This is a genomic window from Mycolicibacterium sp. XJ879, assembly GCF_053483935.1.
The window spans coordinates 162,876-184,132 of the sequence record NZ_JBEFTH010000004.1 but is presented as its reverse complement, the minus strand read 5'-3'; the positions used below and the strand labels follow the sequence as shown (position 1 = coordinate 184,132).

Sequence of the window (21,257 nt, the reverse complement as noted above, 5' to 3'; positions counted from 1 at the left end):
GGCACCCGCTATTTGATGCCGTCGGGGGGTACTCGGGGGGCGGAGCCCCCCGAGGGTTTACTTCGAGTAGAACTCGACGATGAGCTGCTCGGAGAGCGGCACGTCGATCTGCTCGCGGGTGGGTAGCTGGTGCACCAGGATGCGCTGGCGTTCGCCGACGACCTGCAGCCAGCTGGGGATCGGCCGATCACCCGCGGTCTCGCGCGCGATCTGGAACGGCAGGGTGTTCAGCGACTTCTCTTTGACGTCGATGATGTCGTACTGCGACACCCGGTAGCTGGGGATGTCCACCTTGACACCGTTGACGGTGAAGTGGCCGTGGCTGACCAGCTGGCGGGCCTGACGGCGGGTGCGTGCCAGCCCCGCGCGGTAGACCACGTTGTCCAGCCGGCTCTCCAGGATGCGCAGCAGCTCCTCGCCGGTGACGGCCGAGCGTCGCACGGCCTCTTCGTAGTAGCGGCGGAACTGCTTTTCCATCACGCCGTAGGTGAAGCGGGCCTTCTGCTTCTCCTGCAGCTGCAGGCGGTATTCGCTTTCCTTGACCCGGGAGCGGCCGTGCTGGCCGGGCGGGTACGGGCGCTTCTCGAATGACTGATCGCCGCCGACCAGGTCGACGCCGAGGCGGCGCGACTTGCGGGTCGCGGGTCCGGTGTAACGAGCCATCTGAAATCTCCTCCTAGACCCGGCGCCGCTTGGGCGGACGGCAGCCGTTGTGCGGCTGCGGCGTGACATCGGCGATCGCGCCGACCTCGAGGCCGGCGGCCTGCAGCGACCGGATGGCGGTCTCGCGGCCCGAACCCGGGCCCTTCACGAACACGTCGACCTTGCGCACGCCGTGCTCCTGCGCCTTGCGGGCGGCGTTCTCAGCGGCCAGCTGCGCGGCGAACGGCGTCGACTTACGCGAGCCCTTGAAGCCGACGTGGCCCGAGGACGCCCACGCGATGACGTTGCCCTGCGGGTCGGTGATCGTCACGATCGTGTTGTTGAACGTGCTCTTGATGTGCGCGGCGCCGTGCGGGACGTTCTTCTTTTCCCGGCGACGGGTGGTCTTACCCTTCGCGGCACCCTTTTTTGCTGGTGGCATCTGCTTACCTGGCCTTCTTCTTGCCGGCGATGGTGCGCTTGGGGCCCTTGCGGGTGCGCGCATTGGTCTTGGTCCGCTGGCCGCGCACCGGCAGGCCACGGCGGTGCCGCAGACCCTGGTAGCAGCCGATCTCGATCTTTCGGCGGATATCGGCCTGCACCTCGCGGCGCAGATCGCCCTCCACCTTGAGGTTGCCCTCGATGTAGTCGCGCAGCTGGGTCAGCTGGTCGTCAGTGAGGTCCTTGGTGCGTTGGTCCTTGGAGATACCCGTCGCCGCGAGGATCTCGTTGGAACGGGTACGGCCAATGCCGTAGATATAGGTCAGGGCGACCTCCATGCGCTTATCGCGCGGGAGGTCTACGCCCACGAGACGTGCCATCAGGCAGTGTTCCTTCTGCTATGCGGAGGTCTGGTCCCAGCCCGTTCCCCGATGGGGTCCGGCCTCCGTACCGGACGTGATGAGCGGCGCTGTTCCGTCTTTTTGGCGCTTGACGCGCCGGGCAGCTCAGTGGTGCTGGGATTTCGTCATTCAGTTGTGTTTGAAACAGGCGCGTTAGCCCTGTCTCTGCTTGTGGCGCGGATCGGAGCAGATCACCATGACCCGCCCATGCCGGCGGATCACCCTGCACTTATCGCAGATGGGCTTGACGCTCGGGTTCACCTTCACGGCTGTGTCGATCCTGTTCTTCTCGTTCGAAAATTACTTGTACCGGTAAACGATGCGGCCCCGGGACAGGTCGTAGGGCGACAACTCCACCACGACGCGGTCCTCGGGCAGGATGCGAATGTAGTGCTGCCGCATCTTGCCGCTGATGTGGGCAAGCACCTTGTGACCGTTCTCCAGCTCAATGCGGAACATCGCATTGGGCAGAGGTTCGACCACGCGGCCCTCGACCTCGATGGCACCGTCTTTTTTGGCCATTATGTTTCGGAGATCCTCCGTGTCCTTCTCGTACTGCGGCGCCTTTGTCGCCGCGAGCGGCGACACCCTGCACGGCGTGACTCGCTCCCGACTACAAAACGTGAGCCAGTAGCCAGAAATTCCAGACAGGGGCACGCAAGAGTCGGCGCGTGAGCCGCACCGCCGATCCATATTACCTGCTCGAGCGCCCGCCCCAAAATCGCTGGCCGACGACCCCCGCGCGGTGAATATCACCACTATATCCGCGGGCCGCACAGCGCATACTTGACGTCGATGACCGGCCCCACTGCCCGCAAGCCCGTAATCCTCTCCGTCGACGACGATCCAGCCGTGTCCCGAGCGGTCGCTCGCGACCTGCGCCGCCACTACGGTGAGGTCTTCCGCATTGTGCGCGCCGAATCGGCGCAGGACGCCCTGGAGACGCTCAACGAACTCAAGTTGCGCGGTGAGACGGTCGCGGTGTTTGTCGCCGACTACCGGATGCCGCAGATGAGCGGCATCGAGTTCCTCGAACAGGCGATGGACATCTTTCCGATGGCCCGCCGCGTGCTGCTCACCGCCTACGCCGACACCAACGCCGCGATCGATGCGATCAACGTCGTCGACCTGGACCACTACCTGCTCAAGCCGTGGGACCCGCCCGGGGAGAAGCTCTACCCGGTGATCGACGCGCTGATCGAGGCGTGGCGCGAGACCGGCGACCGGGCAATCCCGCACACCAAGATCATCGGGCACCCCTATAGCGCCCGCTCCTCGCAGGTGCGCGAGTTCCTCGCCCGCAACCGGCTGTACTACACGTGGTTGCGCTCCGACGAGCCCAAAGGCCGACGTCTGCTCGACGCCGCGGGCTTGGACGACCTGACGCTGCCGGTGGTGATCACCGAACAGGGCGAGACACTGGTCGCGCCGTCCGACGCCGATCTCGCCGCGACGCTCGGCCTGTCCACCACACCGGCCGAGGACTTCTACGACCTCGTCGTCATCGGTGGCGGGCCTGCGGGGCTGGCGGCCGCGGTGTACGGCGCCTCGGAGGGGCTCAAGACCGTGCTGATCGAACGCACCGCCACCGGGGGCCAGGCGGGCCAGAGCTCACGCATCGAGAACTACCTGGGTTTTCCGGACGGGTTGTCGGGCGCTCAGCTCGCCGAACGGGCGCGCCGGCAGGCCGAGAAGTTCCGCGCGGAGCTGATCACCGCCGCTGAGGTCACCCGCCTCGATGTCGACGGCGCCGCCCGCACCATCCACCTCTCCGACGGACGGGCGGTCGGCACCCGCGCGGTCATCCTGGCGATGGGCGTCGACTACCGCCAGCTCGACGCCGACGGCTGCACCGGTTTGACGGGTGCCGGGCTTTATTACGGTGCGACGGCGTCGGTGGCCGCGGACTGCGACGGCGAGGACGTCTTCGTCATCGGAGGGGCGAACTCGGCAGGCCAGGCCGCGATGCACCTGTCGCGCACCGCGAGGTCGGTGACCCTGGTGTGCCGTCGCACGCTGGAAGATTCGATGTCCTACTACCTGATCCAGCAGATCCGCGCCCAGCCCAACATCAAGGAGCTGCCCTACACCAGGGTGCACGCGGTCAAGGGCGCCGACCATCTGGAACGCGTTTTCCTGGAGAACACCCGCACCGGGGAGCGCGAAGAGCACGGCTGTGAGCGCATGTTCGTCTTCATCGGCGCCGAACCGCGCACCGACTGGGTCGAGCAGGCCGGCATCGCCCGCGACGACCACGGGTTCGTCCTGGCCGGCCCCGATCTGCGCAACGTCGCCGGCTGGACCCTTGATCGTCCGCCGCACCAGCTGGAAACAAGTGTGCCGGGGGTGTTTGTTGCAGGTGATGTGCGTTCGGAATCGGCCAAACGGGTGGCCGCCGCCGTCGGTGAAGGATCGATGGCGGTGATGCTGGTGCACCGCTATCTCGCGGAAGCTTAGGGAGACGACCATGGGCCAGACCTGCCTGCCCGACGAACTGCGTTCGCTGTTCCTGTTCGAGGCGCTCGACGACCGGCAGCTGCAGGTGCTGTGCGACAACGGCTACATCGCGACGTTCGAGCCGGGACCGATCTGCACCGAGGGCGACCCGGCGACCTGCTTTTACGTGCTGCTCGAGGGCGAACTGGTGATGTCGAAACGCTCGAGCGGCATCGATATCCAGACGGCCCGCACCTCCCAGCGCGGGGTGTACTGCGGCGCATGGTCGGCCTACGTGCCCGGTGAGGAACATGTCTACGAGGCGTCGGTGCGGGTCACCGAGCCGTCGCGGTTCTTCGTGCTGGACGCCGACGCGTTCGCCGAGTTCATGCGCACCGAGTTCCCGATGGCCGTGCACCTGCTGGAGGGTCACCGCGTCGGCGGGCGGCGACAGCGCGAGATCGTCGGTCAGCGCGAGAAGCTGTTGGCGCTGGGCACCATCACCGCGGGCCTGACCCATCAGCTCAACAATCCGGCGGCCGCGGCCGCAAGGGCGGTTGCCGACCTGCGCGAGGGCGTCGGCAAGATGCGCCACAAATTGGCGATGCTGGCCGACGGCCAGTTCACCCCCGAGGCGCTAAGGACGCTGATCAGCATCCAGGACGAGGTCACCGAACACGTGGCCAAGTCGACGGCGGTGGAGTTGTCGGCGCTGGAGTCCTCCGACCGCGAAGAGCAGATCGGCGACTGGCTCGAGGCGCGCGGGATCAGCGGTGCCTGGGACTGGGCACCGACCTTTGTCGAGGCCGGCCTAGACCTCGACTGGCTGCAGCGTGTGGAAGCCTCCCTCGACGACGTGGACTGCTCGGCCACGTTGCAGGGCGCACTCGGCTGGCTCAAGTACACGATCGACACCGAACTGCGGATGAACGAGATCGCCGATGCCAGCAAGCGGATCTCGGCGCTGCTGGCGGGCGCCAAACAGTACTCGCAGATGGACCGGGACGAATACCAGACCGCCAACGTGCACGAGCTGATCCACAGCACGGTCAAGACCATCTTCGGCGGCAAGGTGGGCAAGGACAAACCGATCGAGATGGTGTGGGACAAGGACACGTCGTTGCCCGAACTACATTGCTACCCGGGTGATTTGAACGAGGTATGGTCGAACTTGATCGATAACGCGATCCAGGCGATGGACGGCCGCGGCACCCTGACGATCCGTACCGCACGGCACAACGACGACATGGTGCGCGTGGAGATCTGCGACGACGGTCGCGGCATCCCCACAGACCACATCGACCGCATCTTCACCCCGTTCTTCACCACCAAGGCGTTCGGCGAGGGCACCGGGCTCGGCCTGGATCTGGCGCGTCGCATCGTGGTCGAAAAGCACCACGGTGACATCCGGGTGGAGTCCGCGCCCGGCGACACCCGGTTCATCGTACTGCTGCCGCTGGTGGCGCCCGCACCGCAGGAATGACACTCATAGAGTTGGAGCAGCTATGACCAAACCCGATCTCGGTCCATACGGTGCGTTCGGCCACCACTCGATGTGGCAGCGGCTGAGCCCGCAACAACTGCGCGAGATCGAGAGCCTCGGCTACCGGGCGATCTGGGCAGGTGGTTCGCCGGCGGCCGAACTGTCGTGGGTGGAGTCACTTCTCGAACCAACCACCGACCTGAAGGTGGCCACCGGCATCGTCAACATCTGGACCGCGCAGCCGGGCCCGACCGCGGAATCGTTTCACCGCGTCGAAAAGGCCTATCCCGGACGGTTTTTGCTGGGTATCGGCGTCGGACATCCCGAAGCGCACACCACGTACCAGAAGCCGTACCGCGCGCTGAGCGACTACCTCGACAAGCTCGATGAGTACGGCGTGCCCAAACAGCGCCGGGTGGTCGCCGCGTTGGGTCCGCGGGTCCTGCGGCTGTCGGCGCAGCGCTCCGCGGGCGCCCACCCGTATCTGACGACGCCCGAGCACACCGCGGCGGCGCGTGAGGCGATCGGCCCGGAGGCGTTCCTGGCGCCGGAGCACAAGGTGGTGCTGACCACCGACGCCGAGAAGGCCCGTGCGGTCGGCCGCAAGGCACTCGACATCTACCTCAACCTGACGAACTACCTCAACAACTGGAAGCGACTGGGCTTCACCGACGAGGACGTGGCGCGCCCCGGCAGCGACCGTCTCGTCGACGCCGTCGTCGCCCATGGCACCGTGGAGGCCGTAGCGTCCCGGTTAAAGGAGCATCTGGACGCCGGCGCGGACCACGTACCCGTGCAGATACTGACCGGACCGGACAAGCTGGTCGGCGTGCTCACCGAACTCGCGGGCCCGCTGGGCTTGCAGTGACCTCGAGGGGGATCAACGAATGACTGAGCTCAAACCCGAACTCGGCCGTTTCGGCGTCTGGACGTTCGGGGTGGCCAAGCCCGAACAAGCCGTCGAGATCGAGAAACTCGGGTACGGCGCGGTGTGGATCGGCGGGTCCCCGGCCGGCGATCTCAAGTATGTCGAACCGATCCTGGAGCGCACCGAGAACCTCACGGTGGCCACCGGCATCCTCAACGTCTGGACCGCGCCTGCTGAGCAGGTCGCCGAGGCCTACCACCGCGTCGAGGACGCCTACCCGGGACGGTTCTTGCTCGGGATCGGCATCGGGCATCCCGAGCACACCGAGGAGTACCGCAAACCCTACGACGTGTTGGTCGAGTACCTCGACGCGCTGGATGCGGCCAAGGTGCCGACGAGCCGGCGTGTGCTCGCCGCGTTGGGTCCCAAGGTGCTGAAGCTCGCAGCGCAGCGCAGCGCGGGCGCACACCCGTATCTGACGACGCCGGTGCACACCGGTGAGGCGCGAAACCTCTTGGGGCCGACGGTGTTTTTGGCGCCCGAGCACAAGGTCGTGCTGGCCAGGGACGCTGAGGCTTCCCGCGAGGCCGGCCGCGAAGCGGTCGATTTCTATCTGAACTTGTCCAACTACCTGAACAACTGGAAGCGGCTCGGGTTCACCGAGGACGACCTCGCCAAGCCGGGCAGCGACCGGTTCATCGACGCGATGGTCGCCCACGGCACGCCCGACGACATCGCCACGCGGCTGACCGAGCATCTGGACGCCGGCGCAGACCACGTCGCGATCCAGGTGCTCGGCGGGTGGGACGCGTTGGTGCCGACGCTGACCGAACTCGCCGGACCGCTCGGCCTGAGGAGCTGACACTCATCACCGCGGCCTCAGGCCCGCGCCCGAGCCAATGGTCCTGTCTCACACACGATTCCGCGCCTGACGGTGTCAGTGCTCGTGGCTGTGGTCATGGTCGTGATCGTGGCTGTGGTCATGTTCATCTTCGTGGCTGTCCGAGCTGCCGCTGCCTGAGCTGCCGACGATGTCGTCGCAGTGCGCGTGGTCGTGACCGTGTCCACTGTCGCATTCGTCGACCACCGCGAGGCCAATAGCCTGACCGTGGGAATGGCTGTGGGAATGGCCGTGATCGTCCCCGCCACCATGGTCATGACCGTGATCATCCCCGCCACCATGGTCGTCATCGTGATCATCCCCGCCACCATGGTCATGACCGTGATCATCCCCGCCACCATGGTCATGATCGTGATCATCCCCGCCACCATGGTCATGATCGTGATCATCCCCGCCACCATGGTCATGATCGTGATCATCCCCGCCACCATGGTCGTCATCGTGATCACCCCCGCCACCATGGTCATCATCGTGATCATCCCCGCCACCATGGTCGTCATCGTGATCACCCCCGCCACCATGGTCATGATCGTGATCCAGGTTGTCTCGTGCGATGCCATCGCGGCGGGCGCGGGCAGGGTCATCGACGGAGTCGTTGCCACCGGAGAGGTCGCTGCCGCCAGCGCTCACCGCGAGTGAGCGCTGCACGTTCACCGGGTAGATAGCGACGCGCGTGGCCGGACCTGTTGCGTACGGGCTGATTACGGCGGCTGGGCTGTCGACCTCTGCGGGTGAAACTCCAACGGCGCAAAGCGCGCCGATCAAGATAGCCGTGGGTGTGAATGCCTGGATCCCTCGCAATTGTGCGCGCACTACGCCTACCTCTCTCAGTCTGGATGTCGTACCCTACTGAGAATGATTATCATTTTCAGATGTACCTCGTCAACGTTATTCGCCAGAGTGGGCCGCTAGCGTTGGGCGACAAGCGAGTTCACGATGAAAGCTGGGAGGGCCTTGTCCGAGCTCACGACCCCCGAGGCGGTAAGCCAACAGCGGCGCATTTCATCCCTGTTTCGATACATCGAGAAACTGGGTGGCGACCGACCGTGGGGCAACTTGTTGGACACCGGTACCGGTGTCAAGTCCTTGGAGTGGATCACGACTCTGCCGACGCACAGCTGGACGGCTATCACCGCCTCGCACAGCATGGCGGACCGCATCCGCACGGCGCCGGGGATCCACGTGCGCACCCAGGACCGTCTCCTGGTCGGCAACTGGGTGAACGACAGCCTGCTCACCGGAGAAACCTTCGATACCGTGCTCGTCGACTATCTGATCGGCGCTATTGAAGGCTTCGCGCCGTACTGGCAGGGTCGGGTGTTCGAGCGCTTACGCCCGCTGGTGAGCGATGCTGGCCGTCTCTACATCGTCGGCCTGGAGCCCTACGTGCCGTTCAAGCCGGACACCGAAAGCGGCAAGATGATCTGGGAGATCGGCCGCGTACGCGACGCCTGCCTGCTACTGGCCGGTGAACGCCCCTACCGCGAGTTTCCCTCAGACTGGGTGCTGCGGCGACTCGGTGAAGCCGGCTTCCGCATGGTCGAGATTCGTCACTTCCCCATCCGCTTCCGTGAGCACTTCATCAACAGCCAACTCGATATGTGCCTCAACCGCCTAACCCGCTTCGCGTCCGAAGAGGTCGGGGCGGCAATGCGCAAGTACGTGGACGATCTACGCGCACGGGCTCTCGCCTTGAATGAACGTGAAGACGGGCTGCGTCACGGCAATGACTACGTGATCGCGGCCGAACCGATGTCGTGAGCCCGCCCGGCTCCCGGTGACCCGCACCGCCCCGGACGGACGACACCGCAATCGACTGGAACCAAATCCTCGCCCACCTCGGCCGCACGGTGGTCCGCTAGGGTTTTCGCCATGCGGTTGCTGATCACTGGCGGCGCGGGGTTCATCGGCGCCAACTTCGTGCACAGCAGCGTGCGGGTGCATCCCGACGATGAGGTGACCGTGCTGGACGCGATGACCTACGCGGGCAGCCGCGAGTCGCTGGCCGCCGTCGAGGACGACATCCGACTGGTGCAGGGTGACATCACCGATGCGGACCTGGTGGGCAAGCTGGTCGCCGAGAGCGACGCCGTCGTTCATTTCGCCGCCGAGACCCATGTCGACAACGCGCTGGCCGACCCGGAGCCGTTCCTGCGCGCCAACGTCATCGGCACCTTCGTGGTGTTGGAGGCGGTGCGCGCACACGGGGTCCGGCTACATCATGTGTCGACCGATGAGGTGTACGGCGACCTCGAGTTCGAGAACAAGCGACGGTTCACCGAGTCCACCCCGTACAACCCGTCGAGTCCGTACTCGTCCACCAAGGCCGCCGGCGACATGCTGGTGCGCGCGTGGGTGCGCTCCTACGGTCTGCGCGCGACGATCTCGAACTGCTCCAACAACTACGGGCCATTTCAGCACGTGGAGAAGTTCATTCCGCGCCAGATCACCAACGTGCTGACCGGTCGGCGGCCCAAGCTTTACGGCTCGGGCGCCAACGTACGCGATTGGATCCACGTCGACGACCACAACAGGGCGGTGCGACGCATCCTGGCCGATGGCCAGATCGGACGGACGTATCTCATTGGCGCCGAGCAAGAGCGAGACAACCTGTCGGTGATACGGACGATCCTGCGGTTGATGGGCCGCGACCCCGACGATTTCGACCACGTGACCGACCGCGCCGGCCACGACCTACGCTACGCGATCGATCCGACGGCGCTCCGCGACGAACTCGGCTGGACGCCCAAGCACACCGATTTCGAGGACGGTCTGCGCGCCACGATCGACTGGTACCGCGACAACGAAACATGGTGGGGCCCACTGAAAGACGTCACCGAAAGCACATACGAGCAGCGTGGTCAGTAATTGCGTCGACTAGATGTCAGGGCGGCAGCAGCATGTTCTGCCACGACTTGTCGGGTCCCGCTCCTGCCGCCAGGTCTGACTGTGTGTAGTGGCGGCCGTCGGGGCCGGTGAAACCACCGGTGGCCGGATCGTATTCGACGGCAGCTGGCGGCGACACATGTGGTACCGCCTGCCCCGACAGCGTGGCGTTCGGGTCACCCTTCCAGTTGAGGCCGTCGTTGAGCGGCACATACTCTTCGTCGCTCTCGCACAGCGCAACGGTCGGCGCGCGTTTACCCGGCACGGTCGCACACGGCGTGTTACGCGCGCCGCGCACATTGAATTGCGAGTCTTGCGGGACACGGCAATACAGGTCGCCTTCGGGACGGTCCGGGTGGTCTTCGAAGACCGCGGAGCGTTGTTGCTGTGCGGGCAGGAAACCCGTTGTGCACGGCGGCGGTAGGTTGATGTTGAGGTTGAAGCTCAGGTACTGCCCCTTGTAGTCCTGTTTGGTGTTGTGGTTGGCGACCAGGCCGGCTTGTTCAGCCGATATCACCTGGGGAAAGAGCACCAACAGCTGTTCGATGTTGTCGTGGTAGGCAACGGCCACCTGCCCGACGCTGACCAGGTTGGCCAGCATGACCGGCAGCGTCGGCTTGATCCGGTCGACGACCTGACGCACCGCGTCGGCCGCTTCCGCTCCGTCGTCGATCACGCGGGCGACGGTCCGGTCATGCGTCTGAAGCTGGCTGGTGACAGTGGCGACTTGTGCCGCCCACGCATTGATGGCCGCCGAGGTGCGGGTTTGCGAATCCAGCACGGGCCGGGACTGATCGATCAGCGTGATCAGCGGGTCGAGGTGCTCGCGAGCTTCTATCGCGAGATCGGTTGCCCCCGAGACGATCCGGGACAGCTCAGGGCCGAGCCCTCCGACGGCGGTGTAGGACTCGTCGATGACGGTCTTGAGGTTGTCGCGCGGGATGGCCTGCAAACCGGCGTTGGCGTCGGCGAGAAGCGTGTTGACGTCGGGCGGCACCGACGTGTCGGCAAGCGCGATGACGTCACCGTTGCGCAGCGGCGGGGCATCGCCGGTGCGTGGCAACAACGCTACGTACTGTTCGCCGATCGCCGACTGGCTGTGCACTTCCGCGCGCAGATCCGACGGGATGTCGATGCCGCGCTTGAGCGATAAGACGGCCTCGACTCCGGACCGTGTGAGCCGCACGTCGTCGACCCGGCCGACCTCGGTGCCGCGGTATGTGACGTTGCCTCCGCTGTACAGCCCGCCGGTCTGCGGCAACTCCAAAATGACCTGGTACTGGCCGATGCCGAACAACTTGGCGGGCAGCTTCATGAAGTGCAGACCCATCAACCCCATCGCCGCCAACGCGATCGTGCTGAAGACGGCGAGTTGGATCTGTATCCTCCTGTCCAGTCGCACTACGGCCCCTGATCGGTTCGGTACGGCACGGTCAACGGGTTGGCGTGGGTGTAGGGGCTGGGGAACTGCCCGATGGTGCGGCCCCACTGCAGTTCAAGTTGGGTGAGATCACCTTCCCAACGGGTTCCGGTGAACATGCCTGCGTCGATCCGGCTCAGCGTCAGATCGGCGATCGCGGTCAGGTTCGCGTAGTCACCGCGTTGCCATTTCTCGATGGTCTCGTTCGGAAACGGAAAGGTGAGGATCAGTGACAACGCCCGCGTCATGCTCGGCCCGGCGTCGGCGAGCGACTCCAGCACCGGGCCGAGATCGTCGAGTTCCTTGACCAAGTTGTCCTTGGTCTTGTTGACCGAGTCCACGGTCAACGCGCTGAACGTGCCGAACCGGTCGGCGGCTTCGATCAGGTCGTGCCGCTGACCATTGAGTACGGCCAACGCATCCGGAATGGTCTGCAGCGCGTGGTCGAGCACCGGTCGCTGGGCGGCGAACGTGCCGACCAGGTCGTTGAGGCTTTCGGTGGCGGCGATGATGTCGCCGGTCTGGTCGTTGAGGTTACGGGTAAACGTTTCCAGCTGACCGATCACGCCGCGCAGGTCGTCTTCGCGGCCACGGAACGCGGTGGCCAGCGCCGCGGTGATGTCCTGCACCTGGGCCAGCCCTCCCCCGTTGAGCACCACGGACAGTGCCGCCAGGGTTTGCTCGGTGCTCGGGAATGCGTCACCACGCGAGAGCGGAATCAGGGAGCCGTCGTGCAGCCTGCCCTGCGGCGCCGCGTCTGCGGGTGGGCTCAGCTCGATGTGCAAAGAGCCCAGCAGGCTGGTCAGACCTATTGTGACGGTGGAGTTTTCCGGCAGCTCGACGTCACCGTCAATCCGCATCGTCAGCAGCGCGTGCCAGCCCTGACGCTCGATGTTGGTCACGGTGCCGACGTCGACATCGCCGACACGGACGCGTGAGTTCGGCTGGATGTTGTTGACATCGGGTAGTTGTGCCTGGATCACGAACGACCCGGGACCACCGCCTGCGGTGCCCGGCATCTGCAACGAGTTCAGCCCGCGCCAGTCCCCACAACCGGCAACCGCCGCCGCCATCGCGGTCGCGGCGCAGGCCGCGACGATGCGGCGCCACCAGATCCATCTCATGGGCCTTCTCCGTTGGCAGGGACCATCATTCCCGACAGACCGGCTGCGGGATCAGTCGGGAGTGCTGGCGGCACGTAGTCGGGGCGCAACCAGGCTTCGCTGTAGGTGACCTCGTTGGGTCTGGCTTGTGCTCCGACGAGGAGGTTCTCACCGATCGGCGGAAAGTTGTACTGCCGGTTCTTGACGATCGGGGCCAGGTATTGCGCGCAAAGCTTTGCCGACTGCTCGGCGCCGCGCCGGGAGGCCGCCTGAACCGCACCGCACAGAAAGCTGATCGGGTTGGCGAAGTTGTTGACGGCCAACGCGCCGGTCAACGCCCCGTTGGCGGGCTCGAAGATGTTATTGAAGTTCGCGACTGTGCCGGGGGCGATGTGCAGTGTCTGCTCGATATCGTCCAGGCTGGCGACCAACACGTCGCTGATCGACGCCAGCTGGTCCGTCGCGGTGCCGATCGCTTCCCGATTCTCGTCGGCGAAGCCCTGCACGTCGCCGATGACATCTCCGAGATCCTCGACCGTGCGCGCGACCTTCTGCGGATCGTCGGCGATCAGCGAAGTCACTGCCGCCATGTTTCCGTTGAGCTGCTCGAGCAGTTCGGCGCTGTCGTGCAGGGCGGAAACCAGTGTCGACAAGTTGGTGAAGGTGGTGAAGATGTCGGAGCTGTGTTCGCCCAGTGTCGCCAGCGCCGAAGACAGCCGGATGACGGTTTCGCGGATATCAGCGCCCTGCCCGCGCAGATTGTCGGCCGCGGTGTTGACCACCGCGCCCAGCGTGCTGACGCCGCCCGGATCGGTGGGCTGAAGAAGTTCGGTCAAGCGCTGCAGTTGAATTCGGACGTCGTCCCATTCCACCGGAACGGCGGTGCGCTCCTGCGGTATCACCGCGCCGGTGGGCATGGCGGGCCCGCCGGTGTAGACCGGGGTCAACTGAATCGCCCTGCCGGTCACCAATTGCGGCGAGAGGACCACCGCTTTGGCGTCGGCCGGCACCGGATGTTTGCGGTCCACCCAGAAGGAGACCTTGGCGCGGGTGGGCTGCGGTTCGATGCGGTCGACGCGTCCCACCGGCACCCCGAGGATACGCACGTCATCCCCGGCGAACAGACCATTGCTGTTCTCGAAATACGCTGTCACCCAGATTTTCCCGTCCGCCTCGATATACCGAGCCACCACGACGACGCCGGCGGCGAGTGTTACCGCCAGTACCGCGGCCAGCGCCGTGCGCAACCAGCGCGGCCCGGTCATGGCTGCTCCGATCCCGCTGTCGCGGTGCCCGGCAGCGCGGGTGGACCCGGTGGCGGCCCGCCAGGCGGTGGCGCCGGCAGCGGTTCGCGGTACGGATAGCGTGGGTCACCCGGTTTGCCGGTGATGGCGTCGGGCAGGGTGAGATGGGGCGCACCGCCCTGACCGGTGCGCGGGTACGGCACCGGCAGCGCAGGCGTACCAGGTTGGCCTGTCTGCGGATCGGTCAACTGCGAAGGAGCCAGCACGTTGGGGTCGAGTCCGAGATCGGAGAACGCCGCGTCGACGAAAGGCTGCACGAACTGTCCGGGCAGGAGGTTGACCACGTAGGCCTTGAAGAACGGACCCGACGACAGCGCCTCACCCAGTGACATCGCGTATTTGTTGAGTAGTGTGACCGCTTCCTGCAACCGTTCCTTGCGGTTGTCGATGATCGACATGACCACGTTGAGCTTTTCCAGCGCCGGCCGCAGTTGCTGGCGGTTTTCGGTGATGAATGCCTTCAATTGTCTTGCGGCCGAGGACATACTGTCCCAGATCTGGTTGACCGCGTCACTCTGGGTACGCAGTTGCGCCAACAACGCGTTGGTGGCGGAGACCAGGCCCGCGATCTGGTCGCTGCGGTGCGCCAAGACACCAGTGGCCTTGGCGGCGTTGTCGAGCAGGGTGCGCAACTGCGCGTCGCGGGTGTTCAGAGTCTGGGCGAACCGTGCCACGCCGTGCACCGCGCTGCGCAGCTTCTCGGGAGTGTCGGCGAAGGTCTCCGACAACGTCGACAACGATTCCGACAGTTGATCTGTGTCCAGCCCGCTGATGGTCTCGGCGAGATCACCGAGCGCGTCCGGCAGCTGGTAGGGCGAGATAGTGCGGGAAAGCGGAATAGGCCCGTGGAGTTCACCGCCGCCCTGCGGCAGCACGGCCAGCATTTTGGTGCCCAGCAGGCTCTTGGTCTTGATCGCGGCCTCGGTCGCCTCCCCCATCCGGATGTTCTTGTCGACGCTGAACCGGACCAGCACGGCGGCTCCGTCGAGTTCGATGGACGACACCCTGCCCGCCGGATATCCGGAAACCTCCACCGTGGCACCGGTGAGCAAACCGCCGGCGTCGGCGAAGTGGGCGGAGTAGGTCTTGACCTGGTTGACCACGGGAAGGTTCTGGTATTGCAGCGCGCCGATGACCACCGCGGAGACCACGACGACGCCGACGGCTCCGATCGCCAGCTGGCTGCGCTCGGTGAAGGATCTCATTTCGGTGCGCACCGCCCCGAAACCTGATCGGCGATCTTGACATACACCGGCTGACCGCCTTTTCCGTTGAGTTTCAACACGATTTCGCACAGATAGAAACTGAAGAAGTCGCCGCTGATGGCCTGTCGGCCCAACGCCCGGTACTTATCCGGCAACGTGTTGAGCAGGGTGTCGAGATAGTCGCGATCGGCCACCGCGATGGCGGCGGCGCGGTCGGTTTCGCGGACCACCTTGGCGAAGGGCCGGCGCGACTGGGCCAGCAGGTCGGCAACCGAACTGGCGGCTGCATCGGTGTAGGCCACCGCAGTTGAGATGTCGCTCTTGCGTTCGGCCAGCCCGCCCACCAGCTCTGACAACGACCTCACCGCCGTATCGAGCCGCTCAGTTTGACTGCCGAGCGAGCCGAGCACGACGTTGAGGTTGTCGATGACCTCACCGATCAGCATGTCGCGGTCAGCCAGGGTGTTGGTCACCATCGCCGCCTGCTGCAGAAAGGATCCGATGGTTGCGCCCTGGCCCTGAAGGGCCGAGATCAACTGCCCGCTGAGCGCATTGACCTGTTCGGGGTCAAGCACCCGAAACAGCGGCTTGAACCCGCCGATGACCGAGTCCAGGTCGAGCGCGGGCTCTGTCCGCGCCACCGGGATCGTTCCGCCCGGTTGCAGCTGACGAACTCCGCCGGCACCCTCCTCCAAGGCCAGATAGCGCCCGCCAATCACATTGTCATAGCGGACTGCGGCACGGGTAGCCTCCGTGAGAACGACGGAGTTCTCGGTGCTGAACTCGACTCTCACGGTGGAGTCGGCATTGAACGAAATGGCTTTCACCGTGCCGACCTCCACGCCGGCGATGCGCACCATGTCGTCGTCTTTGAGACCCGACACATTGGTGAACTCAGCGAGATATCTGTCGCCACCGCCGAATCGGAACTCGGCGAACACCGTCAACAACGCAAAGGTTCCGAACGCACACACCGTCAGGAAGATCAGCAGACGCCACGCAGCACCTTTGAAGTTGTCCCTCATGGATGGTCTCCCGAGCTCGGTGCGGCCGGGTCAGCGGCCGGTGGTACTCCTGGCCATAGCGGCACCCCACCGGGGCCGTACCGGGCCGCCCCGTAGGGCGGCGCTCCCGGGTACGGGATCGGCCCCGGCGCAGGTCCGGGCAGGCACTGCCTGATGCTCGGCGGCTCGGGTACCGCGCGGGTAACCGGGAGGTAGTTGGCCCAACAGCGCTGGCCGATACCGGGATTCGGCCGGATGTCCAGCCCGGTTCCCCAGCCGGTGTTGGTGATGAGCTGGCGTACGGGGAAGTTCTTGGTGGCGTCCGGCAGTGACCCGCAGCCGGGCTTTCCACCTGGCCCCCCTTTCGCGGCGATGGCGGGCAGGTGGTTCGGGTAGGCGTAGGGGTCGTTACCGAACAGCAGACCGACATCGAGCTGGATCGAGCGGCCGTTGGCACCGCCCCAGACGTCGTACCCGCCGTTGTCGAGGAACCACTTTGCGCCTTGCAACCAGCAGGTGTAGACGGGGCTGTACTGGTTCAGCAGACCCGTCGTAGGCTCGAGCACACTGACCAGACCCACCAGGCTGTCCTTGCTCGACGCGAGCAACTCGGTTCCGGAGGTGGCCAACCCGATCGTGTTGAGCAGCAGGGCATCCAGGTGTGCCGCCTGGTCGACGACGGTCTTGCTGGTGGTGCTCGCACCGTCGAGGATCGTCACGATGTCGGAGGCGGCCGCGGCATAGCTGTCGTTGAACCCTTTGAAGGACCGCCAGTCCTGGCGGATGGTTTCGTTGCGGTCGTTGAGCGCGGTGAGCACGACGTTCATGTCGGTGGTGGCCTGCCCAATCCGTTCACCCTGGCCGCGCACGCCGTCAGCGACGGCGGTGAGCACCGCGTTGAGCTTTGCCGGATCGATCATCTGCAGGAGATCCGAGAGGTTCTCGAAGATGGTGTTGACCTCGGTGCTGACGTTGGCTGACTGCAGCGTCGCACCGGCGGCCAGCGGGACCGGGCTGGGGTCCGGTGGGTACACCAGGTCGACGAACTTCGCGCCGAACGCGGTGGTGGCCTGGATCTGTGCCTGCACGTTGGCCGGGATGAACTGGATCTGCTTCGGCTCGATGGCCAGTTCCAGCGTCGCGCGGCCATCACCGCCGGTGATGTCGCGGACCCGGCCGACCTCGACGCCGCGCAGCTTGACCTTGGCACCGGTTTCCATCACCAGCCCGGACCGATCCGACGTCAAAGTGACTGGTACATAAGAGTGGAACGTACCGTTGTAGACGTTGGCGGTGACGAGGAAGAAGCCGGCGATCACAGCGAGCAGAATGGCGGTCCACCATGCATTGTGGAGGCGGGCTTCACCCTTGCGCGGCCGCATGTCAACCCGCCAGGTTGAAATTGCCTGACTGACCGTAGACGGCCAGTGAGATCATCACGATTTCAACCGCAGCGACAACCATCGATGTGCGCACCGCGCGGCCCACCGCCTCACCGACACCAGCGGGTCCACCCGATGCGGTGAAGCCGTAGAAGGTGTGCACGAGCATGATGACGACCGTCATTGCCACGCACTGGAAGAAGGACCAGATCAGGTCCGTCGGGTTGAGGAATGTTCCGAAGTAATGGTCGTACACACCTGAGCCCTGACCGTAGATGACGGTGGTGCCGAACCGGGCCGCAAGAAACGCCATCATCACCGCCACGCAGTACAGCGGGATGACGACCACCACGCCCGCGAGGACACGCGTCGCGGCGAGGTAGGTGATACTGCGGATCCCGATCACCTCGAGCGCGTCGATCTCCTCGTTGATCCGCATCGCGCCCAGTTGGGCGGTGGCCCCGGCGCCGATGGTGGCCGACAACGCCACCGACGTGGTGCCTGGCACGATCAGCCGGACGTTGAAGAATGCCGAGGCGAACCCGGTCAGCGCCTCGAACCCCACCGACGCCAACTGGTTGTAGCCCTGCACCGCAACCAGGGCGCCGGTCGTCATGGTGAGGAACCCGACGATCGCCACGGTTCCGCCCACAACAGCCAGTGCTCCGCTGCCCAGCCCCATTTGGGCGATCAAACGGAACAGCTCGGTGCGGTAATGGACGACGGCATCGGGAATCGCCGCCAACGTGTTGGCGTAGAACCTGGCTTGCCCTCCGATGCGGTTCCAGCCGGCGACGAACCCGTCGACAATGCGCGCCGTCCGTCCGAACGGCTTGCTGGGTATCCCGACACTCATGGGTATCGCCTCACGACACCGTGAACTGGATACCGACCGCGGTGACGAGAACGTTGATCGCGAACAACACCATGAAGGTGAAGACGACCGTCTCGTTGACCGCATTGCCTACGCCTGCAGGTCCGCCGTCGACGGAGATTCCCTTGTAGCAGGCGATCAGCCCGGCGGCCAAACCGAAAAGCGTTGCCTTGGTCAGCGACACGATGACATCCCCGGCCCCGGTGAGCAGGGTGAGGCCGGAGATAAAGGCACCAGCTGAGACGTTCTGGATATACACGCAGAAGAAGAACGCGCCCGTCAGGCCGACGATGATCACCGATGCCGCTAACGCCAGAGCGACGGTTGTCGCGGCGAGCACACGAGGCACGACCAACGCCTGTATCGGGTTGATACCCATGACGCGGAGCGCGTCGAGCTCGTCGCGTATCGTGCGGGCGCCGAGATCGGCACACATCGCGGTCGCCCCGGCTCCGGAGACCACCAGCACCGTCACGATCGGCCCGATCTGGTTCACCGTTCCGATTGCCGCACCGGTTCCCGAAAAGTCGGTGGCGCCAAACTCATTGAGCAGGATATTGAACGTGAACACAAGCAGTACCGAGTACGGCATCGTCAGCATCAGCGCCGGCAGCACCGAAACACGCGCGACGAACCACGTTTGAATAACGTATTCGCGCCAGGCGAACGGCCGCTTGAACATCAAGACGAAGGTGTCCAGCGACATCGCGAACACGCCGCCGATCGCACGTATCGGCTTGGTCGCCGTCTGCGCGGCCATCAACATGGCGTCTCGCACCTCCCTCCGAACAGGTCGATGTGGACCAGTGACATTGGCGAGTGTACGCGCCGCGCCACCCTTATGTCCATAGCCAGTACGCTCTCAGCGCATCCTATATTCCGGGGATTTTGGTTGTAACAGTAATTTAGCTCTAGGTAAGTATCTTGTTGATATCGCCTGCATCCGCGCCAGGGCGGTCATGGAGTCAACATCTGCAGGGCCCCCGACGGGCACAGCCCGATGGCGAGTCGGACCCGCGCCCGCATATCGTCGGGCACCACGTCCGACACGAGCACGACGACACCGTCCTCGTCCTGATCGAAGAACCCGTCGGCGGTCATCACGCACATTCCTGCCGACATGCAGATCTCGCGGTCGGCGGTGACCTTCATCGGCTGAACGCCTCCTGGGTCAGGGCGGAGTTCATGAAGTCGCGGAAATGCAGCCAGCGCCCCTGACGAAGTGTGATGATGTGTGCGAATTCCGACTGCCATTCGTAACCGGTGTCGAGCTTGCGGAAGCGCTGCCGGCCCCAGACGGCGAGCTCGTCACCGTCTGCGATGAACTTCCACGGTTCCATCTCGACGATTTGGATGGTCTCGCCCACCTTGGTGAAGAAGGTCACCGCCTCGGCGATGCCGTGATAATCACCGGCGTACGGGATGACCTCGGTGCCGTAATAGGTGATCCGCACATCGGGATCCATGTGCTCCAGCGCGGCGTTCAGGTCGCCCGCGGGCACGGCGGCGTAGATCGCCTTCGTCGCTTCGATGTTGCGTGCTTCGTTGGCGATGGTGGTCATGACAGCCGCAGGGGTAGCCGGACATACGCGTGCGTCAGCAGGCTGGCGGTCTGCTTTGTGCCGGGGTCATCGCTCAACTCGATGTGCTGGTAACGGTTGAGTACCGCGTTGAGCATCGCGCTGACTTCCAGCCGGGCCAGCGAAGATCCGAGACAGAAGTGCAACCCGGAACCGAACGAGAGCTGCTTGCGCAGGTTCGGCCGATCGATGTCGAGCCGTGACGGGTTGGGAAATACCGCGGGATCGCGGTTGGCCGACCCGAAGAACAGCGCCACCCAGTCACCCGCGCGGATCGGCTTGCCGCCCACCTCCACATCGCGGGTGGCGATCCGAAACAGCCGCTGCGGAGGTCCGTCGAGCCGCATCGTCTCCTCGATGAAGACCGTCAGCAGCGACCGATCGGCACGGACCCGTGCGGCGATTTCGGGTTCGCGCGCCAGGGCGTGCAACAGGTTGCCGATCAGAAACGTCGTGGTCTCACTGCCGGCGACCACCAGCGTGACGCAGAACCGGACGATCTCCTCCGGGGTCAGCCGTTGACCGTCGACTTCGGCACGCAACAACGCCGATATGAGGTCTTCGGCGTCCTCGACGTCCTCGCTCGTCGTTTGTTGGGCGACCAGTGACGTGTGGTCGGCGAGCCTGGCGGCGAAGGTCGCAACCATTTCCTCGTTGCTTGCGATACGTTCCTGCGGCGTCAGCGGCGAGCTCAGCATGAACGCGTTGGCCCATTTCTTGAAGCGGACGTGGTCGCCTTCGGGCAGGCCCAGCAGCCGCACCATGGCCCGGGTGGGTATTTCGGCAGCGAACGGCATCACGTCCACTTCTCCCTCGCCGAGATCGTCGAGCAACTGGGGGATCAACCCGTCGAGCCAGGGTTCCAGCCGCCTCACCCGACGGGGAGAAAACGCTTGTGAGACCAACTTTCGCTCCACCTCGTGTTTGGGTGGATCCGTGTTGACCAGCATCAGGCTGGGCGCGGAGGAGGCCTCTTGCAGCGGGTCCCGCGACGAGAACGTGGCACTGTCGCGCGCGGCCTCGAGTACCTGGTCGTAGCGGAACAGCGCCCATGCGGTGACGGGCTCATCGGCCCCGGGCACGGTCCCCGGCGGCCAGTCGCGGTAGCCCGCGACCGGGGAGGACGCGCGCAGCTGGTCGTACAGCGGATACGGGTCGGCGACGCCCTGTGGCGTGGTCAGCATTTCCAGCGCTGAAACGGTGGTGGATGACATGTCTCTTAGCCTCGGACAGCCACGCCAGCAAAGCGATCCCCCGTTGGGGAGTACTCCTACCCCCGTACGAGGGCAATTTGCGGTTCTGACCGCAACGACACCGCGGTCGGGGC

The 21,257-nt window shown here is 65.1% G+C and carries 23 protein-coding genes; 7 read left to right on the top strand and 16 right to left on the bottom strand.

Annotated elements, in window-relative coordinates; all coding sequences use genetic code 11:
• Positions 1-57 precede the first annotated feature (57 nt).
• From rpsD to infA, 5 genes are all read right to left on the bottom strand, one after another.
• A complete protein-coding gene (gene rpsD / locus ABQF13_RS11410; RefSeq protein ID WP_448392851.1) occupies positions 58-663 on the bottom strand; it encodes a 30S ribosomal protein S4 in 606 nt (201 codons plus the stop codon).
• Positions 664-676: 13 nt separating this feature from the next.
• A complete protein-coding gene (gene rpsK, locus ABQF13_RS11405) occupies positions 677-1,084 on the bottom strand; it encodes a 30S ribosomal protein S11 (RefSeq protein ID WP_448392850.1) in 408 nt (135 codons plus the stop codon).
• 4 nt (positions 1,085-1,088) lie between these two features.
• Complete coding sequence (gene rpsM, locus ABQF13_RS11400) at positions 1,089-1,463, bottom strand: 30S ribosomal protein S13 (protein WP_448392849.1); 375 nt, start codon at positions 1,461-1,463, stop codon at positions 1,089-1,091.
• Positions 1,464-1,637: 174 nt separating this feature from the next.
• On the bottom strand, positions 1,638-1,751 hold the full coding sequence (gene rpmJ, locus ABQF13_RS11395; protein WP_003879483.1) for a 50S ribosomal protein L36: 114 nt from the start codon (positions 1,749-1,751) through the stop codon (positions 1,638-1,640).
• 33 nt (positions 1,752-1,784) lie between these two features.
• Positions 1,785-2,006, bottom strand: a complete 222-nt coding sequence (gene infA, locus ABQF13_RS11390; RefSeq protein WP_003418601.1) for a translation initiation factor IF-1 — start codon at positions 2,004-2,006, stop codon at positions 1,785-1,787.
• A 273-nt stretch (positions 2,007-2,279) separates the two neighbouring features.
• Between infA and ABQF13_RS11385 the strand changes: the two genes are divergently transcribed.
• The 7 genes from ABQF13_RS11385 (at position 2,280) to rfbB (ending at position 10,040) form a co-directional block, all read left to right on the top strand.
• Positions 2,280-3,941: an NAD(P)/FAD-dependent oxidoreductase gene (locus ABQF13_RS11385; RefSeq protein WP_448392848.1), complete on the top strand. Its 1,662-nt coding sequence runs from the start codon at positions 2,280-2,282 to the stop codon at positions 3,939-3,941.
• Positions 3,942-3,951: 10 nt separating this feature from the next.
• Entirely contained in the window at positions 3,952-5,403 is a 1,452-nt protein-coding gene (locus ABQF13_RS11380) for an ATP-binding protein (RefSeq protein ID WP_448392847.1), read from the top strand.
• A 22-nt stretch (positions 5,404-5,425) separates the two neighbouring features.
• Positions 5,426-6,271 carry an LLM class F420-dependent oxidoreductase gene (locus tag ABQF13_RS11375; protein ID WP_448392846.1) on the top strand — a complete coding sequence of 282 codons (846 nt, stop codon included), beginning with the start codon at positions 5,426-5,428 and terminating at the stop codon, positions 6,269-6,271.
• Positions 6,272-6,290: 19 nt separating this feature from the next.
• On the top strand, positions 6,291-7,133 hold the full coding sequence (locus ABQF13_RS11370) for an LLM class F420-dependent oxidoreductase (protein ID WP_448392845.1): 843 nt from the start codon (positions 6,291-6,293) through the stop codon (positions 7,131-7,133).
• Positions 7,134-7,331: 198 nt separating this feature from the next.
• On the top strand, positions 7,332-7,811 hold the full coding sequence (locus ABQF13_RS11365) for a hypothetical protein (protein WP_448392844.1): 480 nt from the start codon (positions 7,332-7,334) through the stop codon (positions 7,809-7,811).
• 315 nt (positions 7,812-8,126) lie between these two features.
• A complete protein-coding gene (locus ABQF13_RS11360; protein WP_448392843.1) occupies positions 8,127-8,933 on the top strand; it encodes a class I SAM-dependent methyltransferase in 807 nt (268 codons plus the stop codon).
• A 111-nt stretch (positions 8,934-9,044) separates the two neighbouring features.
• Entirely contained in the window at positions 9,045-10,040 is a 996-nt protein-coding gene (gene rfbB / locus ABQF13_RS11355; protein ID WP_448392842.1) for a dTDP-glucose 4,6-dehydratase, read from the top strand.
• A 16-nt stretch (positions 10,041-10,056) separates the two neighbouring features.
• Here the strand turns inward: rfbB and ABQF13_RS11350 are convergent, their stop codons facing one another.
• From ABQF13_RS11350 to ABQF13_RS11300, 11 genes are all read right to left on the bottom strand, one after another.
• Positions 10,057-11,460, bottom strand: coding sequence for an MCE family protein (locus ABQF13_RS11350; RefSeq protein ID WP_448392841.1), 1,404 nt, complete (start codon positions 11,458-11,460; stop codon positions 10,057-10,059).
• A complete protein-coding gene (locus ABQF13_RS11345; protein ID WP_448392840.1) occupies positions 11,460-12,602 on the bottom strand; it encodes a virulence factor Mce family protein in 1,143 nt (380 codons plus the stop codon). The genes ABQF13_RS11350 and ABQF13_RS11345 overlap by 1 nt, the downstream gene beginning before the upstream one ends.
• Positions 12,599-13,846, bottom strand: coding sequence for an MCE family protein (locus tag ABQF13_RS11340; RefSeq protein WP_448392839.1), 1,248 nt, complete (start codon positions 13,844-13,846; stop codon positions 12,599-12,601). Before ABQF13_RS11340 ends, ABQF13_RS11345 begins: the two co-directional genes overlap by 4 nt.
• Positions 13,843-15,090, bottom strand: coding sequence for an MCE family protein (locus ABQF13_RS11335; RefSeq protein ID WP_448392838.1), 1,248 nt, complete (start codon positions 15,088-15,090; stop codon positions 13,843-13,845). The genes ABQF13_RS11340 and ABQF13_RS11335 overlap by 4 nt, the downstream gene beginning before the upstream one ends.
• A complete protein-coding gene (locus tag ABQF13_RS11330; RefSeq protein ID WP_448392837.1) occupies positions 15,087-16,115 on the bottom strand; it encodes an MCE family protein in 1,029 nt (342 codons plus the stop codon). The genes ABQF13_RS11335 and ABQF13_RS11330 overlap by 4 nt, the downstream gene beginning before the upstream one ends.
• Positions 16,112-17,476 (bottom strand): MCE family protein, encoded by a 1,365-nt coding sequence (locus ABQF13_RS11325; protein WP_448392836.1) that lies wholly within the window; start codon positions 17,474-17,476, stop codon positions 16,112-16,114. The genes ABQF13_RS11330 and ABQF13_RS11325 overlap by 4 nt, the downstream gene beginning before the upstream one ends.
• Position 17,477: 1 nt before the next feature.
• A complete protein-coding gene (locus ABQF13_RS11320) occupies positions 17,478-18,332 on the bottom strand; it encodes an ABC transporter permease (protein WP_448392835.1) in 855 nt (284 codons plus the stop codon).
• Between the two features lie 10 nt (positions 18,333-18,342).
• Positions 18,343-19,116: an MlaE family ABC transporter permease gene (locus ABQF13_RS11315; RefSeq protein WP_448393131.1), complete on the bottom strand. Its 774-nt coding sequence runs from the start codon at positions 19,114-19,116 to the stop codon at positions 18,343-18,345.
• Between the two features lie 191 nt (positions 19,117-19,307).
• A complete protein-coding gene (locus ABQF13_RS11310; RefSeq protein WP_448392834.1) occupies positions 19,308-19,502 on the bottom strand; it encodes a ferredoxin in 195 nt (64 codons plus the stop codon).
• The gene (locus ABQF13_RS11305; RefSeq protein ID WP_448392833.1) at positions 19,499-19,912 is read right to left on the bottom strand and encodes a nuclear transport factor 2 family protein; all 414 of its coding nucleotides are present in this window, start codon (positions 19,910-19,912) and stop codon (positions 19,499-19,501) included. Before ABQF13_RS11305 ends, ABQF13_RS11310 begins: the two co-directional genes overlap by 4 nt.
• A complete protein-coding gene (locus ABQF13_RS11300) occupies positions 19,909-21,144 on the bottom strand; it encodes a cytochrome P450 (RefSeq protein ID WP_448392832.1) in 1,236 nt (411 codons plus the stop codon). The genes ABQF13_RS11305 and ABQF13_RS11300 overlap by 4 nt, the downstream gene beginning before the upstream one ends.
• Positions 21,145-21,257: the final 113 nt, after the last annotated feature.

What these genes read in the sequence shown, in the direction of transcription:
- rpsD (WP_448392851.1), bottom strand. Translation starts at nt 663, where the DNA reads ATGGCTCGTTACACCGGACCCGCGACCCGCAAGTCGCGCCGCCTCGGC.
- rpsK (WP_448392850.1), bottom strand. Translation starts at nt 1,084, where the DNA reads ATGCCACCAGCAAAAAAGGGTGCCGCGAAGGGTAAGACCACCCGTCGC.
- rpsM (WP_448392849.1), bottom strand. Translation starts at nt 1,463, where the DNA reads ATGGCACGTCTCGTGGGCGTAGACCTCCCGCGCGATAAGCGCATGGAG.
- infA (WP_003418601.1), bottom strand. Translation starts at nt 2,006, where the DNA reads ATGGCCAAAAAAGACGGTGCCATCGAGGTCGAGGGCCGCGTGGTCGAA.
- ABQF13_RS11385 (WP_448392848.1), top strand. Translation starts at nt 2,280, where the DNA reads ATGACCGGCCCCACTGCCCGCAAGCCCGTAATCCTCTCCGTCGACGAC.
- ABQF13_RS11380 (WP_448392847.1), top strand. Translation starts at nt 3,952, where the DNA reads ATGGGCCAGACCTGCCTGCCCGACGAACTGCGTTCGCTGTTCCTGTTC.
- ABQF13_RS11375 (WP_448392846.1), top strand. Translation starts at nt 5,426, where the DNA reads ATGACCAAACCCGATCTCGGTCCATACGGTGCGTTCGGCCACCACTCG.
- ABQF13_RS11370 (WP_448392845.1), top strand. Translation starts at nt 6,291, where the DNA reads ATGACTGAGCTCAAACCCGAACTCGGCCGTTTCGGCGTCTGGACGTTC.
- rfbB (WP_448392842.1), top strand. Translation starts at nt 9,045, where the DNA reads ATGCGGTTGCTGATCACTGGCGGCGCGGGGTTCATCGGCGCCAACTTC.
- ABQF13_RS11345 (WP_448392840.1), bottom strand. Translation starts at nt 12,602, where the DNA reads ATGAGATGGATCTGGTGGCGCCGCATCGTCGCGGCCTGCGCCGCGACC.
- ABQF13_RS11340 (WP_448392839.1), bottom strand. Translation starts at nt 13,846, where the DNA reads ATGACCGGGCCGCGCTGGTTGCGCACGGCGCTGGCCGCGGTACTGGCG.
- ABQF13_RS11335 (WP_448392838.1), bottom strand. Translation starts at nt 15,090, where the DNA reads ATGAGATCCTTCACCGAGCGCAGCCAGCTGGCGATCGGAGCCGTCGGC.
- ABQF13_RS11330 (WP_448392837.1), bottom strand. Translation starts at nt 16,115, where the DNA reads ATGAGGGACAACTTCAAAGGTGCTGCGTGGCGTCTGCTGATCTTCCTG.
- ABQF13_RS11325 (WP_448392836.1), bottom strand. Translation starts at nt 17,476, where the DNA reads ATGCGGCCGCGCAAGGGTGAAGCCCGCCTCCACAATGCATGGTGGACC.
- ABQF13_RS11320 (WP_448392835.1), bottom strand. Translation starts at nt 18,332, where the DNA reads ATGAGTGTCGGGATACCCAGCAAGCCGTTCGGACGGACGGCGCGCATT.
- ABQF13_RS11315 (WP_448393131.1), bottom strand. Translation starts at nt 19,116, where the DNA reads ATGTTGATGGCCGCGCAGACGGCGACCAAGCCGATACGTGCGATCGGC.
- ABQF13_RS11310 (WP_448392834.1), bottom strand. Translation starts at nt 19,502, where the DNA reads ATGAAGGTCACCGCCGACCGCGAGATCTGCATGTCGGCAGGAATGTGC.
- ABQF13_RS11305 (WP_448392833.1), bottom strand. Translation starts at nt 19,912, where the DNA reads ATGACCACCATCGCCAACGAAGCACGCAACATCGAAGCGACGAAGGCG.
- ABQF13_RS11300 (WP_448392832.1), bottom strand. Translation starts at nt 21,144, where the DNA reads ATGTCATCCACCACCGTTTCAGCGCTGGAAATGCTGACCACGCCACAG.